The 16,344-nt window shown below is 68.9% G+C and carries 11 protein-coding genes and 1 pseudogene; 4 read left to right on the forward strand and 8 right to left on the reverse strand.

What is annotated here, in order from left to right; translation table 11 throughout:
* Nucleotides 1–171 precede the first annotated feature (171 nt).
* The 6 genes and pseudogenes from ACFWDI_RS26410 to ACFWDI_RS26435 form a co-directional block, all read right to left on the reverse strand.
* Nucleotides 172–3,310: pseudogene (locus ACFWDI_RS26410) on the reverse strand (Tn3 family transposase).
* Between the two features lie 397 nt (nucleotides 3,311–3,707).
* Nucleotides 3,708–4,262, reverse strand: a complete 555-nt coding sequence (locus tag ACFWDI_RS26415) for a DUF4231 domain-containing protein (protein ID WP_385307530.1) — start codon at nucleotides 4,260–4,262, stop codon at nucleotides 3,708–3,710.
* A 191-nt stretch (nucleotides 4,263–4,453) separates the two neighbouring features.
* Nucleotides 4,454–4,822, reverse strand: coding sequence for a hypothetical protein (locus tag ACFWDI_RS26420; protein WP_385307406.1), 369 nt, complete (start codon nucleotides 4,820–4,822; stop codon nucleotides 4,454–4,456).
* A gap of 555 nt (nucleotides 4,823–5,377) precedes the next feature.
* Nucleotides 5,378–6,001: a hypothetical protein gene (locus ACFWDI_RS26425; protein ID WP_385307407.1), complete on the reverse strand. Its 624-nt coding sequence runs from the start codon at nucleotides 5,999–6,001 to the stop codon at nucleotides 5,378–5,380.
* A gap of 291 nt (nucleotides 6,002–6,292) precedes the next feature.
* The gene (locus ACFWDI_RS26430) at nucleotides 6,293–6,697 is read right to left on the reverse strand and encodes a hypothetical protein (protein ID WP_385307408.1); all 405 of its coding nucleotides are present in this window, start codon (nucleotides 6,695–6,697) and stop codon (nucleotides 6,293–6,295) included.
* A gap of 140 nt (nucleotides 6,698–6,837) precedes the next feature.
* Nucleotides 6,838–7,956, reverse strand: a complete 1,119-nt coding sequence (locus ACFWDI_RS26435) for a helix-turn-helix domain-containing protein (RefSeq protein ID WP_385307409.1) — start codon at nucleotides 7,954–7,956, stop codon at nucleotides 6,838–6,840.
* 1,590 nt (nucleotides 7,957–9,546) lie between these two features.
* Between ACFWDI_RS26435 and ACFWDI_RS26440 the strand changes: the two genes are divergently transcribed.
* A complete protein-coding gene (locus tag ACFWDI_RS26440) occupies nucleotides 9,547–10,893 on the forward strand; it encodes a hypothetical protein (protein WP_385307410.1) in 1,347 nt (448 codons plus the stop codon).
* A gap of 465 nt (nucleotides 10,894–11,358) precedes the next feature.
* Here the strand turns inward: ACFWDI_RS26440 and ACFWDI_RS26445 are convergent, their stop codons facing one another.
* Entirely contained in the window at nucleotides 11,359–12,282 is a 924-nt protein-coding gene (locus ACFWDI_RS26445) for a zinc-binding dehydrogenase (RefSeq protein ID WP_385307411.1), read from the reverse strand.
* A gap of 110 nt (nucleotides 12,283–12,392) precedes the next feature.
* Between ACFWDI_RS26445 and ACFWDI_RS26450 the strand changes: the two genes are divergently transcribed.
* From ACFWDI_RS26450 to ACFWDI_RS26460, 3 genes are all read left to right on the forward strand, one after another.
* Nucleotides 12,393–12,803, forward strand: a complete 411-nt coding sequence (locus tag ACFWDI_RS26450; RefSeq protein ID WP_385307413.1) for a winged helix-turn-helix transcriptional regulator — start codon at nucleotides 12,393–12,395, stop codon at nucleotides 12,801–12,803.
* A 131-nt stretch (nucleotides 12,804–12,934) separates the two neighbouring features.
* Nucleotides 12,935–13,192, forward strand: a complete 258-nt coding sequence (locus ACFWDI_RS26455; RefSeq protein ID WP_351461799.1) for a hypothetical protein — start codon at nucleotides 12,935–12,937, stop codon at nucleotides 13,190–13,192.
* 8 nt (nucleotides 13,193–13,200) lie between these two features.
* Nucleotides 13,201–13,569 carry a hypothetical protein gene (locus tag ACFWDI_RS26460; protein ID WP_385307532.1) on the forward strand — a complete coding sequence of 123 codons (369 nt, stop codon included), beginning with the start codon at nucleotides 13,201–13,203 and terminating at the stop codon, nucleotides 13,567–13,569.
* 390 nt (nucleotides 13,570–13,959) lie between these two features.
* Here ACFWDI_RS26460 and ACFWDI_RS26465 read toward each other — a convergent pair whose 3' ends face one another.
* Entirely contained in the window at nucleotides 13,960–16,293 is a 2,334-nt protein-coding gene (locus ACFWDI_RS26465; protein WP_385307414.1) for an NACHT domain-containing protein, read from the reverse strand.
* Between the last annotated feature and the right edge of the window lie 51 nt (nucleotides 16,294–16,344).

Here is a 16,344-nt window from a genome sequence, read left to right on the forward strand (position 1 = left end):
TACGGACATCGGGCGCCGTCCGACCACTGCCGAAAGTCCAATCTGCACCGGTGACCGGCAACCACTGAACGCCGAAGCGTCCCCACTTCGCGCAGGACTTACCAGCTCAACGACCGCCCAGGCACGCGGATGTGGCGGGTGCACGCGCGGGACCGTGCTCCCGCGCTGGTCTTACTCCTCGTCGTCCACGTCATCGGCCGCGCCCGGGTCACGCAATGGGCGCAGGCCACTGCCCGGCCCGCTGGCCACGATGTTGAACTGATAGCGGCCCAGGAAGTTGATGTGCCGGTCCTTGAGCGGAGAGAGCCGAGCCACGTCCTCAGCCTTGAGATCGTGGCCCTCAGCGCGGAGCCGTGCGACAGCGGCGTCCAGGTAGCGGGTGTTCCACAGGACCACGGCGTTGAGTACCAGACCGAGAGCTGCGAGCTGGTCCTCCTGGCCCTCGCGATACGCCTGGCGGATCTGGCCCCGACCGCCGTGGCAGATCGCGCGGGCCAGGCGGTGGCGGGACTCCTGAACGGTCAGCTGCCGGTTTCATCAGCCGGCGGTAGGTGTCGTCGACGGGGTCGACCAGGGCAAGCAGGTGCATGGTCTTGTCGATGCGGCCATACTCGGCGAACGCCGCCCCCAGCGGGGTGGGGTGGCCCTCGCGCCCGAACATCCGCAGCAGGTCGTAGGCACGGACCTGGTTGGTGATGAGCGATCCGGCCACCCGGAGCATGTCCGGCCAGTGCGTGGCGATCCTCTTGAGGTTCACCTTGTTGCAGGCCACGGCCTCCAGCGGCCCGTACCCGGCGGCCGGCGCCTCACCGTCGGGCAGAGGTCAGCCCGCCAGAACCGCTGGTCGTCCAGGTCGCGGAAGCGTGGGGCGAAGCGGAAGCCGAGCATCTTGTACAGGCCGAAGGCCATGTCGGAGTACGAGGCGTTGTCGGTCGCGACCATCTCCGGCTTCACCCCGCCGTCAAGGTTCAGCAGGGTGTCCAGCGTGTACAGGCTGTCGCGCGGGGTGCCGCGCACGACCATCGCGCCGATCCCCGCGACTTGGTCGTTGACGGCGTTCAGCCAGGTCACGCCGCGTTTGTAGCCGTAGTACTTGGGCGAGGGGCCGGTGTTGATGCTCTTGACGGGGACGACGAACCGCAGCCCGTCGACGGAGGCGAGCAGCCCGCCGCCCCACATCTGGGCCAGCTCGATGCGGGACTGGGCGGTGATGAGCGCGGCGTTCGCCGCGGCGATGGTGTCGGCGCGCACATAGTTTTGGTCGACGTGGGACAGGCGCGAGCGGGTCAGCGCCTTGTTCTCCGGGTCGATGACCGGGGTCAGGCTGATGTTGCAGCTCTGCGAGACCAGCAGCGCGACCAGGGAAACGAGCAGGCCCTCCATGCGGGTGCGCCGCTCGGAGACGTGGCCGAAGGCGTCGAGGAACCCAGTCCAGGAGTGGACCTCGAACAGCAGGTCCGGCAGCTCGATCCTGGGGAGCATGGCCTCTGTGGTGTTCTTCAGCCAGGTCAGCGACTCCGGCTCGCCCACCGCTCCGAGCTTGTCCACCGACAACTTGGCCCTGCCACCGCCCTCGGGGACGACGATCTCTACCTTCGCGTCGTCGCCGGCCTCCTGAAGGCGGTCGGCCATCTGCCGCCAGGCCGCATCCAACCCCCGCGCGAGCCGGGCCAGGTGCTCGCCGGCGTCCTCGGTCAGAGACAGGCCCGCCAGCACGTCGGCACGCATCGCCTCCCACCGCGGACCGTCCAGCAGCCTCGCGCGCGGGTCCGCCCACCGGTTCGACGGCGAGGCGAACACGTCGCGCCGGTTCAGCGCGCGGTGCAGCTGCTCCAGCACGCACACCACGTCCGCGTCCCGGTCGACCGCGGCCTGCGGCAGCTTGGCGTTGGAGAACACCGCGCGCTTCCACATCGCGGGCACCAGCTCGGCGTCGATCTCGCGGGGCAGCAGCGGCCGGTCCTTGACCCGTCGGCGCGACAGCGCGGGTAGGCGGCGCACCGCCTTGAGGACGCGCCGTCCGGCAGGGGCGGCGCTCAGCGCGTCCGACTCGCCCAGCAGCGACAGGAAGGGGCGCACCGTGTTGTAGCGCAGGGCCAGCTTCTCGCGCATCGCTGCCTCGGCCGACCCGTCGTCCTCCGGCACCAGGGCCTCCACGGTCGCGACCGCCCCGGACACCGCCGTACGCGGCACGGCCTCCTCCACTGCCGCCCACAGCGCGGCCGCGTCCAGATCCGTGCCCGCCTCGGCGGCCAGGTCCAGCTCCTGGGTCAGGATCTTCGAGGCCTTCGCCAGGATGCGTGCCGCCTTCTCCAGCTGCGGCAGCATCGCCAGTCGGTCGCGGTCCGACGCCCTGCGGGCGGGGCTGATCAGCCGGTTCGCCATCAGCACCGCGAACAGGTCAAGCGCGTCGTCGACCGCCTGCGCCTCCAGCTGGCGCACCACCGCCGTCAGCAGCGCGGTGCGCCGCGGCTCCGGCGCCCGCTCGATCGTCTGCGCCTTGCTCAGCTGCCAGTACCGGGCCAGCGTGGACAGCCGGTTCACCGGCACCCGGGACAGGTTCACCCGCCCCAGCGCGAACGCCGAGATCTCTTCCACCCGCTCCATGGCCCGCACCATCGCCGTACTCCGTCGACTTCGTCGGCGGAGTACGCAGCCGCTCTAGCTCCGAGACCCGCTTGCCCTCCGGCACCACCAGCAGCTCAGCCAGCGCCGGCGCGAGCGCGGGATCGGCCCGGGACGCGGCGCGGGCCACCGCCTCGTACAGGCGCCGCTCGGCAACCGTCCGGGCCTCCGACACCTGCCGGGCCAGCACCGAAACGCCGGGCAGCAGCACCCGGTTCTTCCGCAGCCACGTCACCGCGTGGTTGAACAGCGCCACCGGCCCCTCCGCATGCGTCCACGCCCGCCCGTACAGGAAGCCGCGGAACTCCCGGCCTCACTTCCGGTCGGTGAAGTCCCGGTACTTGAACCGCTGCTGGATCTCCGCCGCGTGCTCGTACACCGTCGACCGGCGCTCCGGGTACCGCTTCACGCACGACGCGTCGGCGATGCCGAGCTGCCCGCCCAGGTACTCCACGGCCTCCCACGGCACCGCGAGAGGGTCCTCACCCAGGAACCGGCCGATGTAGCGGACCGTGCAGATCTGCAAGGCCATGCCCAGGCGATGCGCGTCCGTACGGCGCTGGGCGATCAGGTCACGGTCGTCATCGTCGAGGAAGAAGAACCGCTCCAGCTCCGGGCGCGTGGGCACCTCGGTGAATGTTCCGTACGCCTCGGCCTGCTCATCAGTTAAAAATTCCACCGGCATGCGGCGGACGGTAGCCATGCCCTGGCAGCCATCGAGAATCTTCCTCCGAACCCCCGGCACCAGACCGATCAGGTGTGCTAGACGACCATGATCGTTCTCGCCGGGATTTCCTGTACCTCAACTACTCACACCCGGATCCGCTCACGCCGGAGGAAGCCGATCTCCGCCAGCGACTCCAGACCCAACCTCACCCGAACTCGGAGACCGCCACCCAGGAACCGTGATCGTTCTCAGCGCCAACCACTGTACCGATGTTCCCCAAGCCCGTAACCAGACGGTGTCCGGTTGCGTTGATTCTTCGACACGCGTACTTGGTCCGTCCTCCCTCACGGCGGACTCGTGTGGATTACAGCCCCGACTCCGCGCCCGGCGTCGGGGCTGTCGTCGTTCCCCAGGGTCAGGCGGGAGGGGCGGCGGTGGGGGCGGCCTGGTCGGCGGGCTGGTCCAGTTGCTGCTGGCGGCGCCGCTGTTCGTTGCGGTGGTCCTCAACGCGCTGGGTGAACAGCTTCAAGACCTCGTGTTCCCGGTCGTGCCCGAACTCGCGGTAGTGGCCAATGCCGAGCGTGACGGCGTTGGCCTCTTCCTCGATGGCGTCGGCGGTCTGCTGGAGGAAGTAGCTGCGCTCGCGGAACTTGTAATAGCCGGTGAACATCGCGGCCAGCGTGATGGCGAAGCTGATCGCCGTGAGCAGGACGCTCTGCCAGGTCAGTTCCTTGCCGGTGTCCAGGGCGGCGATGGTCGTCGTGGCTGCTGAGCCGATCATGATGAGGGACTGCAGGCTGTTGTGGATGCGCCGGTACTTCCGGCTGTCGGACGGGTACTGCTCGATAGCGCCGACGGCTTCCTCGCGGTAGAGCTCGCGTCGTGCGTGCAGCCGCGGGCGGCCTTCTGCCTTCTTCTTCCACAGAGACTCCTGTGCCGAATCGACGACCCTGCCACGCGGGCCGTCGATGTGTCAGCGAGATGATCGGCCAGCTGCGGAGCAGGGCCGGCTGGTGGATGCGGGGGCCTGGACGGCGGAGTGCTTCCATGAGCGCAGGAGGTACCGGATCTTGCTGGGTTCCTGCCCGGTGGTGGCGGCGATCTCCTGGAGTTCGCAGCCGGCGATGTGGTGCAGGACGATCGCGTGGTACTGCTCGGGGATCAGCGTCCGGACCGGAAGACCGCCGCCGCGCCCCAGGCCGTCACGCCGATCGTGAACCAGTCGTCCATCGTGTCGGAGCCACCGAGAAAAGCGACCAGCCCGAGGACGAACGCGATCAGCCCGCACACGCCGAGCGCGACGCACAGCGCGGGGCGGGCGATCCGCATCATCTTCCGCCGGATGATGCGGTTCCGGGCGCGACGACGCCGACGCTTCAGCCGGCGCACCTCGGTCTTACTCTGGGCGACCTTGATCTGCTGACAGTTCAGGTCGTGCTCGGCAGCGACGATGAGATCGTCCAGCGTTTGGCCTAGGAGCGCGGGGGCGTTCGGCTGTTGCGGCTCGCGCCCATCGGGCATGCTGCTCATGGGATGTCCTCTCACAGGGGGTGTTCTCCGGCCCGCTGCTCGCGGTTCCTAGGCCTAGTGAGCAGCGGGCTTTCGTCATCTCGTCGGGCTACAGGTTCAAGAACGAGGTCAAGGCCGCGGCGGCGATCGCCAGCCCTACGACTGGCACGGCGACACCCGCTAGGGGCCACCGCAAGAGGGCCGTCGTCCACGCTTCACCAGCCGGGACGAGCCGTCGACCTCGGAATCCGTCTGAACGCCGCCGCTGGGGCGGCCGGTGATCGGCAGCACCCGACCAAAAGCGGCCGCGGGACTTCTCGGCTGCCTGCTGGGCGCGTCGCCGGTAGAGCTCGGCGTACAACTCGCTCACCTCCTCCTCGATCTCCCGCGCGGAGGTCGCGCGGTAGTGCGCGACGCTCCGGGCACGCAGTTCCCGGAGGCACCGGGCGAACAAGGCGGCAACGCTCTCCGCCCTTGAGTCGAATTCGTTCATATCGTTCCTGTCTTCCTTGTCTTCGGGCCGGGGAGCGGGTGGGGCCGTCTGTGGTTGGCAGCCGTGCGGCCCCACCCGCTGGACTACTGCTGCTGGTCGTCGAGGTGGTCCGCCTTCTCGCCGAGATGGCGGAGGTCGTCCTTGAGGCGGTCGAACTTCTTCACCGCTCTCACCAGAGCAGTACGGATCGTTCGCCGTGACACTCCGAGCGTCTTGGCCATCTCCGCCTCGCTGACCGGCCCGTCCGGGCCGGCGTACTGCATCTCCAAGATGGAGAGCTGACGCCCCTTGAAGTGCTTGCGCAGCACGGTCCACAACGCCTTCGTGTCCGCCGGCGCGAACTTGCGGACCGATTCGGGAATGCCGTCATCCGGCAACTCATCGCCGCGGTCATCACGTTGTAGGTAGCGGTCGAAGTCTGTCGTTCTGTACTCCTTCCGCCGGCGTCGCTTCTCCTCTCGGCGCAGGTTCTTGGCCTGCACCTCGATCTGTTCGGTGAGGAGCTTCGCGACCTCCGCGACGTCGCTGGCCTCGTCCAGGCTGTCGAGCACGTACACGGCGGCCTCCTGTATGACGTACTTCTTGTCGTCCTCCTTCAAGCCCTGGAAGTCCAAGCTGGTGAGCGCCTCCGGACGGACGGCCGTGAACGCTTCGAGAAAGATCTCGTTGCGCGGCGGCCCTCCTCGCTGGGCAGGGATCTCGGTCACCAATGGCCTCCAGGCGCATTTCATCTCGGGGTGAGCCGCTGGACCGCGGCCTATCCTCTAGTTCGCCGGTGGCGGCAAAGCTGCCTCGGCCACCTACTTAGGAAGGCAGGTTCCGCCGTACCAACGGGCTGCGCCGATGGGCCGCCTGATGGGCCGACAGCTCAGCGACACTGGCTGCTGCCGCGCGGCGGCACAGTGCGGATACGTCGCACACGGACTTCGCGTCGGTACGTACAAGCAGGCAACGGTGGGCAGGGGGAGCCGGTCCGCGTAATGGACCTCACCCCCTGATCACAGCAGCCGACGCGCTGCGGGTGGCCTGGCCGGGGGCGCGTCTGGCTTCCATGAGCGCAGGAGGTACTGGATTTTGCTGAGTACGTGCCCGGTGGTGGCGGCGATGTCCTGGAGTTCGTAGCCGGCGATGTGGTGCAGGACGATCGCGTGGTACTGCTCGGGGGTTTCCGCGGGGATGGGTAACGGTGGGGTGCGGGCGTGCACGCTGTCGACGAGTTGGCGCCATCCGTATGCGGCGGGGCTGTGTCGGCTGACGGCGTGCGGCCAGTGTGTGGCCAGGATGCCGAAGGCCTCGCGGACGGTGGTTTCGGCGGTGTGGCGGTCCAGGTGGGCCAGGGCGTAGGCAAGGTAGTGGTCGTGGTGAAGGGCGTAGAAGCCTTCGAAGGCTGGGGGGAGTGCCACGTCCAGGATCGTCCCATCGGATCCGCGGGGGGCGGGTCCGCTGGGGTGATGCCGTCTGGGGCTGTGGCTGGGTGGTTTGGGTTTCGGCACGGGGCAGCTCCCTGTCGGGAGGTTGAGCAGCGTGGTCACGGCAGGGGCGGTCATCCGAACGCACCCGCCGGCAGGGTGGATTCGAAGGCTGGTGGCCCCGGTTGTGCGGCGTTTGGGCCGGCGGTGGTGCGGGCTGCGTCCCACAGGGGCCGGATGGTGTCGGCCTGGCCGTGCCGGGCGCCCACGAGGTGGTCGACCAGGTCCCAGTCCGGGACGCGAGTGCCGTTGAGCATGCCGGTGATGTCCTCCACGGACACGGTGTTGTGGGTGCGTTGGCGTATGAGGGTGGCGTCGGGGCAGGCCGCTGAGAGATGCAGACCGCGCAGCGCGGCGTGGAGGCTGGCGGGCTGGACGACGCGGTAGCCGCGTGCGGCGTCCCACAGTGGGCGCTGTTCTTCCGGGTCGCCTCCGCAGGCGGAGGCGACCTTCCGGGTCACTTTCCATGACGGCAGGCGTTCGCCGCTGAGGACCCGTGAGACGTATGACGGGTCGACGCGGGCTTCTTGACCGAGCGCGCGGAGGGTTTTGTCGCTGGTGCGCTGGAGGTGGGACAGGGCCCGGGCGAAGGTGGCGGCCGGTCCGTCGGCCGGGGGGCCGTTGTCGGTGTCCGGGAAGCCGCCGGCCGGGCGTGGTGGCGAGATGGGGGCCGGCCGGGGATAGCGCTGGTGCGGCCCGCTCGTGCCCGCGCTCGGCCCGGACTGGGGCGGTGGGGCTGGTGCGGGTGGGGGAGTTGTAGGTGTGGTGCGGTGTTCGCGGCGGCTGGAGATGTGTTCGGCCGTCATCAGGCGGCTGAGTGTGTCCGCGCTGATGTGGAGTGCGGTGGCGATGTCTGCTGACTTGATCTTCCGGTCGCGGGCCTGCTGCACTACGGCGGCGCGCAGATCCCTCGAGTCCTGTTCGCATGTGACGAGTAACTGGAGGGCGGCCACCGGCTGGCCGTCACGGATCGTCCGAGTCAGCTGCCCGGCGTGCTGTGCGTACTGTTCCGCGACGGCGATCGCGTAGGCGTCGTTGTCGATGGCTTCCGGGTGGGCGCTGCGGAACTTGCGGTACCGCACTCCGCACGCGTCGGAGCAGTACTTGCGCCGTCGGCCGGACCGGGTCTGCTCGATGATGTTGCGGCAGCCGGGGGCTAGGCACTCAAGCCTGTCATGGCCCTTCGGGGTCATGCGATCCGGTCCCTTTCGGGGATTGCTATTGGGAATTTGACGCGGAAAACAGCAACTTTCCGGTCCAGGGGCCGTGTGCGCAGGCGCTCAGTGCCGCGATCTTGTGCGCGCGGCGTCACAGCGAGAGTCGGGCTGCCGGGCCGGCAGGTTCGCGGCCCGGCAGCCGTCAGAGCGTCAGGCGGCGCGAAGGCGCCGGTAGCGCACGTGAGAGCGGCGCAACGAGGCGATCGCTGCGGCTGTCACCGCGAGGCTCACTTCTAGGAGTTCGGGGCGGAAAATGAGGATGATGCCGAGGACTGGCATAACAACGAACGGCCCCAGTTGGACGTTGACTTAATTGTCACGCAGGTCAAGGGTTTCGGCGGCGTGTCGGCGAGGGATGCTACGGTCAGACCGCCCCGGCCAGGTGCTTTGTGGCAGTCGTCGGGACATGTATTCAGGAGGCACTGCGCCCTCCGTGCTTGAAGGTTCCGAGTGGGCGAGTCGGCTCTGGTCCTGGTTGGCGCCGTGCCGGAGCCGTCTCGTGCCCGCGAACGCTGTCCGTTAATGGGGCGATTGCGGTTGGTGAACGTTCCCGGACGCTAATACGGGCGATGGGGCGACCATGGACGGTCGAAACCGAGCGCAGGGCGAAAGTAACCTGTCAGAAGTGGCCGGACCGCCCCCTGCATACGCCGGCGCGCACCGGAGCGGGGCCTGATCCACCACACCTCGTCCAGCCGGTGACCAGCCTTCCGCCCGCTGGGAGCGAGCGCGTCTTGGGGGCGACCCACCACCTGTACAAGAACGACAAGCTCGCCCAGTTCCGCCACGGCGCCCCTGCCCCCGGGGGGCCCGTTCGGGTTCTCGAAGCGCTCCAGGCCGTCACCCCTGCACAGGGGGTGGATCCGGGCATCGCGGCAGCAGTCGAGCGGCAGAACCGAGCCATGCGCGAGCTCAGCCGACGGGCGTTCCCGAAGCCGAAGGCGGCGCCGGTCGATCAACCGGCCCCGCGCGCAGCGCCGTCGGGCGGCTGCTGTCGCGCAGCCTGCTCCCTTGAACAGAGCGATCACCTATGGGGCCAACACCGCAGATGTCACGATGAGTTGGGACGAAAGGTGGGGTTTCGTGCAGGGTGACAGGCGGCAGATTCAGACGGCGGTGGGGTTTTCTCGTCCTCAGGCTTGCACCACAGCTCCCAGCCCAGGAAGTACATGCCGACGGTTCCGGCGAAGACGAAAGCACCAGGCCGCAGTCCGCCTCGGCTGTCGCCGGCACGGCCCGGCGGATACGAAGGGGACTGGGCCGTCAGGTGCTGCGGGGCGCCGCTTGGCCGAATTCATGAAGCGCCATCAGGGTGAACGAAAGCGGTGGTTGTGAGCGCCCCGGGGTCGGCGCGCCATCCTGCTGCAGTCTGCCTCCCGAGCGGGTGCAAGAGGCACCCGCGAGAAATGTCGTCACTGGCATGACCGCTGGCTGCGGTGGCACGTGGCGGCCCGAACATGGAAGGCAGCTTGCATGGCCATGTCTACGTTTTTTCCTGGTCTGCGCTTCGCGTTCAGACGACGTAGCAGACGTGCCCCAGGCTGGCAGCGGTCGAGGAACAACCGGGTGGGGGCGGTAGCGGCCCTGGGCGCGGCGCTCGTGCTGTTCTGCCCCGGAGTCGCGCTGGCCGCCCCGGGCGACCTGGATCCCACTTTCGGCACCGGCGGCAAGGTGACCACCAACTTCGGCGGCACTGACAACGAGGCTCGGGGGGTGGCGGTGCAGGCCGACGGCAAGATCATCGCCGTCGGCCAGAGCGACTCGGGCGGCACCATCGACTTCGCGCTGGCCCGTTACAACCCCGACGGCAGCCTGGATTCCACCTTCGGCACCGGCGGCAAGGTGACCACCGACTTCGGCGGCGGCGGCGACCTGGCTTTCGGGGTGGTGGTGCAGGCTGACGGCAAGATCATCGCCGCTGGCCTTGACTTCTCGGGCAGCACCTTTTTCGACTTCGCGCTGGCCCGCTACAACACCGACGGCAGCCTGGATACCACGTTCGGTACCGGCGGCAAGGTGACCACCGACTTCGGCGGCAGTTTCGACGTGGCTTTCGGGGTGGTGGTGCAGGCTGACGGCAAGATCGTCGCCGTCGGCAGCGCGGGCGGTATCGCCTTCGCGCTGGCTCGCTACAACACCGACGGCAGCCTGGATTCCACCTTCGGCACCGGCGGCAAGGTGACCACCAACTTCGGCGGCGGCAACGAGGCTCGCGCGGTGGCGCTGCAGGCCGACGGCAAGATCATCGCCGCTGGCGTTAGCACCTCGGGCACCGCCGACTTCGCGCTGGCTCGCTACAACACCGACGGCAGCCTGGATTCCACCTTCGGCACCGGCGGCAAGGTGACCACCAACTTCGGCGGCACCGACGAGGCTCGCGCGGTGGCGCTGCAGGCCGACGGCAAGATCATCGCCGCCGGCCTTGACTTCTCGGGCGGCGCTTTCGAATTCGCGCTGGCCCGCTACCAGGACGGCGGCAGCATTCCCCAGCAGCCCTCCTTGACCATCGACAAGACCCACAACGGGAAATTCGCCCAAGGCGGCAAGGGCACGTACACCATCACGGTCGGCAACGAGGGGCCCGGCGCGACCGACGGCAGCACGGTCACCGTGCACGACACCCTGCCGGAAGGGCTCACCGCCGCCGACCTCAGTGGCTCCGGATGGAACTGCACCCTTGCCACCCTCACCTGCACCCGCAGTGACGCGCTGGCCGCCGGGAGCAACTACCCGCCGATCACGCTAAAGGCCGACGTGTCCTGCAAGGCTCTGAGCCGAGGCACCAACACCGCCACGGTCACCGGGGGCGGCGACAGTGCCACCCACACCGCCACCGACCCCACCACCATCCAGCCCAAGAAACGCTGCCAGAACCACCATCACAAGCCCCACCACAAGCCCCACCAGCGCTGACGGCACGGAAGGCTCCGAGGCACAGGAACGATCCGCACCGGTGATCGAACTCCTAACCCAGTGGTTACTGAGTCCGGCCGTACAGCGGCGCCGTACGACCACAGCCGACTGGCATCGGCCACAGGCCCACGGCTGACCAGTCCAACGGACCTCAGCAACCGCCCCGCCGGGAGTTCGCATCGAGGGGCCAAGGATTCAAATCCCCCCAGGTCCACGCCGATCAAAGCCCCTGCCGGACTCCGGCAGGGGCCCTGTTCGCCCGAGCTGACCCCGGCCCTGAAGCAGCGCGGGTGACCGGCGCCTCTACCCGAGATCCGTACGCGCCTGAGTACCCTCGCCCGTACTTCCGTCTCCGCACGCGCCACACGTCCTCCACCGGAGCGGAGATCCTGGTCGCTGCGGTGACCAAAGGGGCTTGCTGCACGATCGGCTTCCTTCCGGAGTCGTCGGGGTCGGTCTCGGCGCTCACGGCACGAGCACGATCCGACCGCGCAGACCGCCCCGGGCGAGCTGGGCGTGGGCTTCCGCGGCCTGCGACAGGGGGTAGACCTGCGCCACGCGCGGCGTCAGCACGCCCACTTCGGCGAGCGCGGAGAGGTACGCGAGGCGGGTCGCTTCGGGACCGGCGGTCGTGTGTCGCACCATCACGCCCCGCTGCGGCGCCGGCAGCACGTCACTCCTCACGCTCACGAAGATGCCGCCGTCGCGGACAGCCGCCAGCGCGGGGGCGCCCAGCGCCGCCGCGTCGAGCACTCCGTCCACGCCCTCCGGCACGAACCGGCGCGCCGCCTCGCTCAGCTCTTCGTCGCGCGGCACGAACCAGGTGGCGCCACGACCGCGGAGGAACTCCTCGTCCTCAGGCCGCCCCTGCGCAACGATCCGCACGCCCCGTGTCCTGGCCAACTCGACGGCGTAGCCGCCAACGGCCCCGCCGGCGCCCGTGACGAGCAGGGTGTCGCGGGGGCGCAAGGGGAGGTGGTCCAGGGCCAGTGAGGCGGTCATCGCGTTGAGGGGGATCGTCGCCGCGAGCGTCAGGTCCATACCCTGCGGGGCGGGGGCGATGGAGTTGACGTCGGTCACAAGGTACTCGGCCTGGGCTTTCGTCGGGCGGAGCACGGGGGCATCGAACGCGATCACCGGGGTTCCGACCTCCAGGAGGACACCCGGGCCGGCCGCGTCGACCGTCCCGGCAGCATCCAGACCGAGACCGGTGTATTCGACCTCCTCCAACGGCCGGAAGACCCCGGCCCACACGGCGGCGTCGGCGGGATTGAGTGCTGCGGCCGCGACCTTGATGCGGACCTCCAAGGGACCTGGTTCCGGGAGGGGGACCTCCAGGACCTCGACGGCCTCAGGTCCACCGACCTTCTTGACGACTGCTGCGCGCATGATGCCTGTTCTTTCCTTGTCTGATCCGAATGCTACGAACGCTAGGTGAGTTACGATCGATTGGTAAGTAGGCACTCCAAAGTGCGTTACGCCCCTGACGGGAGAGATGGATGACCACCACGGCGAGGTCGGCGCGCCGGATAGAGCCCGGCACGTACGAGGCATACATGCATGACTGCCCCGCGGTGGCCTTGCTCTCGACGATCAGCAACCGGTGGGTCAGCCTGACGATGTGCACCCTCGGCGCACACGGCGACGCGATGCGATACAGCCACATCAGCCGCGAGATACCGGGTGTCAGCCAGAAGATGCTCACCCAGACCCTGCGCATGCTCGAGCGCGACGGCATGGTGAAACGGACGGTCACACCGACTGTGCCGGTACGGGTCGACTACGAGCTGACCCCACTCGGCCAAGGCCTGTACGGCCTGCTGTCTCAGGTGCGTGACTGGGCCGCCGACAAAACTGATGAGGTCGACGGCGCGCGAGCACGCTACGACGCCCGGCAGACCGACCAGTAACGACAGCAGAGGCCCCCGAGCGGGCAGGGTGCCGGGGGCCACGTAGCAGGGTTGGAACTGGAATAGTTCACGTGACGGGTACGGGTACGGGTACGTACCCGTACCCTGGCGGGATGGGAAGGAGCACGACGATGTCCGATGCCAACGTCCGTATCCCCGAGGAAGCCAAGGACCGGCTGGCCGCTATAGCTGCCGCTGAAGGTCTGTCGCTGCGCGCGTATCTCGCCCGTCTCGCTGAGACGCTGCTGACTCCGGCCGAGCGGGCCGAGCGGGCCGAGAAGGCCTTGGCCGCGTTGAAGGAATGGAACGGCTACGCCCCGACCGCGGCCGAGGAGCAGGACCTGGACAGCGAGCTGGACCGGCGCCTGGCCCAGGTGACCGGCCGGTGAGCGACGCCATGCACATCGTCCTGGACGACACCGCGATGGCCGCAGCCGGCCAGGGCAACGTCCTCGCCTCACGCCTGATCCACCGCGCCCACGCCGAAGCTGACTGGTTTCTGTACGCCCCGGCGTGCGCGTTAGTCGAAGCCGATCGCGCCCGGCCCGGCACAGCCGAGCATCTGGCCTCCCTCCCTGACATCACTGTCCTCGATCTGGACCTGGCTGCCGCCCTGGCCGTCGCGCGGCAGGAGACCTGGGCCGCTGCGCACAGCCAGTACGCGGCGCAGCCCACCCCGGACCGTCCCGACGGCGCGATCATCGCCACCACCGCCCCGCACCGGTGGGCGGGGGAGCCGGTCCGCGTACTGGACCTCACCCCCTGATCACAGCAGCAGACGACTGCGGCCCTGCCGGATCCGGCAGGGCCGCAGTGCGTTGATGGTGACCGCACCGCGATCGGTGATGACAGCCCGGACGTAGTCAACCGCAGTGGGGCCGACTGTCGGGCCGTTCCATCCTTTTGGCATGTGTTGCGCCGTCGGAAGCCGAAGACTGGCCACAGACTGATCGGGATGAGCGAGGCGGCGTGCGCCCAGTCCTCGAAGAGAACCGACGGCCGTACCTCACTGATTAGTTGTTGGGCCGCGGAGGCAGGTACGGCACGAGCGAGTTGCACGAGTTCGTGGGAGCGGCGCACGACGCTGATCGCGCAGATCTGAGCCAGCGGGTTACGGCCGTGACCGGTTGATCACCAGGCAGGACAGGGGGATTGATCACGGGACGGCCGCCGACGGGACACCGGCGGTGTCGCCTGCGGCCGCCGGGGACGCCTGCCCCGTGTACCAGGCAGCCAGGTGGTCCTGCATCTCGGCGTGCCGGAACTGGTAGATCGGTCCAACGGCCCGCAGCAGGCCGAGGCGATGGGCGTCGTCCAGGAACGCCATCAGCCGACGGGGCAGCCGGCCCCTCGCCGCCAGACGGCGGGTGGCCGCCAGGTAGGCAAACCACGCCCGGTGCCTTCCGAGCACCAGCCCGTTCACGAACCCGGAGACGGATCCGAAGACGAGGGCGAACATGAGGCCGATCCAGACTCTTTCCTCGAACCCGCCCTCATACGCGATTCCGATGTAATCGGTTCCGAACAGCACCCCGGTCGGGATCCCGACCGCAATCCCGGACGTCCCGACGCGCAGGAGGTTCAGGGCGCGGTCGGCCCGCCAGTTGACCGGTGGAGTACTTGCAATTTCTTCCGGAGTCGGGGTTTCTGCCCAGGAGACCACCCCTCTCGCGATTCCGACCACCGGACCGGCCCAGAGCCCAACCGTGCCTCCGAGAACAAGCGCCTCGCCGAGTCTTTCGCCGGGCGCGCTTCCGGTCCCGGAGAGGTATTCCGGCAGTTCGGTCACGAACACGACCGTGGTCCCGAGCACGGAGGCGAAAGCGAAGCCCGACGGGATCTCGACGGCGAATCTCCGGAGCAGCAGGGTCAGACGGCCGCGGAGGCGGAGATTGAGGAAGCCCGGTTCCTCCCGCGCCCAGGCACCGGCCGCGACCGCGGCTGCGGGGCCGACCAGGAGCCCGACGGCGAATCCGATCGGTATCCCCGCGAAGACGACGGCCGTCAGTCCGTTCTCGAAGATCTGTCCTTCCATGGACGCGCCCGCCCCCGTCAGCGCAGTGAGGAGCACGATCAGGACCGCGAAGGCGAGCGCGGTGAAAGCGCCTAAGGCGATACGGGTTTTGGGGGCGAGAGCGTCGGTGTTGCGGGCCAGTTGCCACCAGGCGAGGTCGCGAGTGCCACTGGTGTGGAGGTAGTGGGCCAGGAAGCCCAGCCATCGGCGGACCTGGTCGGGGTCATGGCGAGTGCTCGGGCGGAAAACCTCGGTGGGGTATTCGCCGGGCGGGCGGGTGGTGATCAGGCTGCCGACTAGGTGGTCGAACAGGTGAGCGCGCAGGGCTGGGGCGTCGAGGAAGCGGCCGGGGTCCAGCAGCGGGGCAGGATCGGCACCAGGGGTGACGTAGACGGTACGCAGCAGCCACAGCCCCAGCGGAGTGGCGGCCAGGTCGGCCAACGCCGCGACGGGGCGGGCGAGGTCGGGTGTGCGAAGTTCCCGGAGAATGCGTTCCCAGGCCGGGGCCGGACGGGGCGGCAAGCAGCGTTCGAGGTAGTCGGCAGCCACGGTCGGTGTGAGGGGGTCGGGTTCAATCACCAGGGCCGAGGTGAGCGCGTCCCCGGCCTGCTGGAGGGCGTGGGCAAACTCGGCGGTACGGCTGGTGAGGATGAGCTGGTCGGTGTCGGCCAGGGATCCGTTGAGTGCGGTGATCACCTCCGCCTGGGCAGGCGGGGGCAGTTCGTCCAGGCCGTCCAGAATCGGCAGGATGTGCCCTCGCCTGGCCAGCACCGCCGCCATGTCGGAGCCGAGACCGGGAGCGCGCAGCGCGGGATAGTCGGTGGCCAGTCGGTCGCTGATCCACTCCTGCAGCCTTGGATAGCGCCCCGTGTCCCACCCGGCCGCCGACACCAGCACCGGCACCGGATCGTCCCCATGGCCTTCCCGGGAAGCCAGTAACTCACGCACCATCTGCACCGCAAGCGTGGTCTTGCCCGCCCCCGGTCCACCCAGGACCACCAGCCGTCGGCGCTCCATCCGACGGAACTCTCCCACCAGGCCGCCGATGTCGCCGCTGGACACCGATAGCAGTACACCAGGGGTGAGGTTGGCGGGATGGTCCATCAGGTCAGCCCGGCGGGCAATCCGCCAGTGCACGGGGATCGGGACCGGGTCGTCCAGCGACCGCAGCACCGCCTCGGCCCGCCACTGCTCAGCCACCAAACCGGCCAGCATGTCCTTGGCCTGGTCAATCTCCTCGCCCGTGGGAGCCAGTTGGGGTCCGGCTGTGCGCCGCCACCAGGTCCACAGTCCCACTGCCAGCATGGGGGCCGCCAACAGCGTCGCGACGATCCCGGCCACCACCCCGGCTGCCGCCAAATCCCTGCGGATTCCGGCGACTCCCACCCAGACCAGCAACCAGGCCAACGCGTTCAGCCCGAGTACGAGCACCAGCGTGCGCCACGACACACCACCCGCCCCCCTGCGCCTCGCCATGGCCACAACCCTAGGGAGCCCCGGCTAGTGCCGTACTCCGATCGGGACGAT

This window comes from Streptomyces sp. NPDC060064 (genome assembly GCF_042736455.1).
Taxonomy (GTDB): Bacteria; Actinomycetota; Actinomycetes; order Streptomycetales; family Streptomycetaceae; genus Streptomyces.

Excerpts from the sequence above, each read along its gene's own strand:
- ACFWDI_RS26420 (WP_385307406.1), bottom strand. The coding sequence starts at position 4,822 with ATGAGCAGCATGCCCGATGGGCGCGAGCCGCAACAGCCGAACGCCCCC.
- ACFWDI_RS26435 (WP_385307409.1), bottom strand. The coding sequence starts at position 7,956 with ATGACCCCGAAGGGCCATGACAGGCTTGAGTGCCTAGCCCCCGGCTGC.
- ACFWDI_RS26445 (WP_385307411.1), bottom strand. The coding sequence starts at position 12,282 with ATGCGCGCAGCAGTCGTCAAGAAGGTCGGTGGACCTGAGGCCGTCGAG.
- ACFWDI_RS26450 (WP_385307413.1), top strand. The coding sequence starts at position 12,393 with ATGACCACCACGGCGAGGTCGGCGCGCCGGATAGAGCCCGGCACGTAC.
- ACFWDI_RS26455 (WP_351461799.1), top strand. The coding sequence starts at position 12,935 with ATGTCCGATGCCAACGTCCGTATCCCCGAGGAAGCCAAGGACCGGCTG.
- ACFWDI_RS26460 (WP_385307532.1), top strand. The coding sequence starts at position 13,201 with ATGCACATCGTCCTGGACGACACCGCGATGGCCGCAGCCGGCCAGGGC.
- ACFWDI_RS26465 (WP_385307414.1), bottom strand. The coding sequence starts at position 16,293 with ATGGCGAGGCGCAGGGGGGCGGGTGGTGTGTCGTGGCGCACGCTGGTG.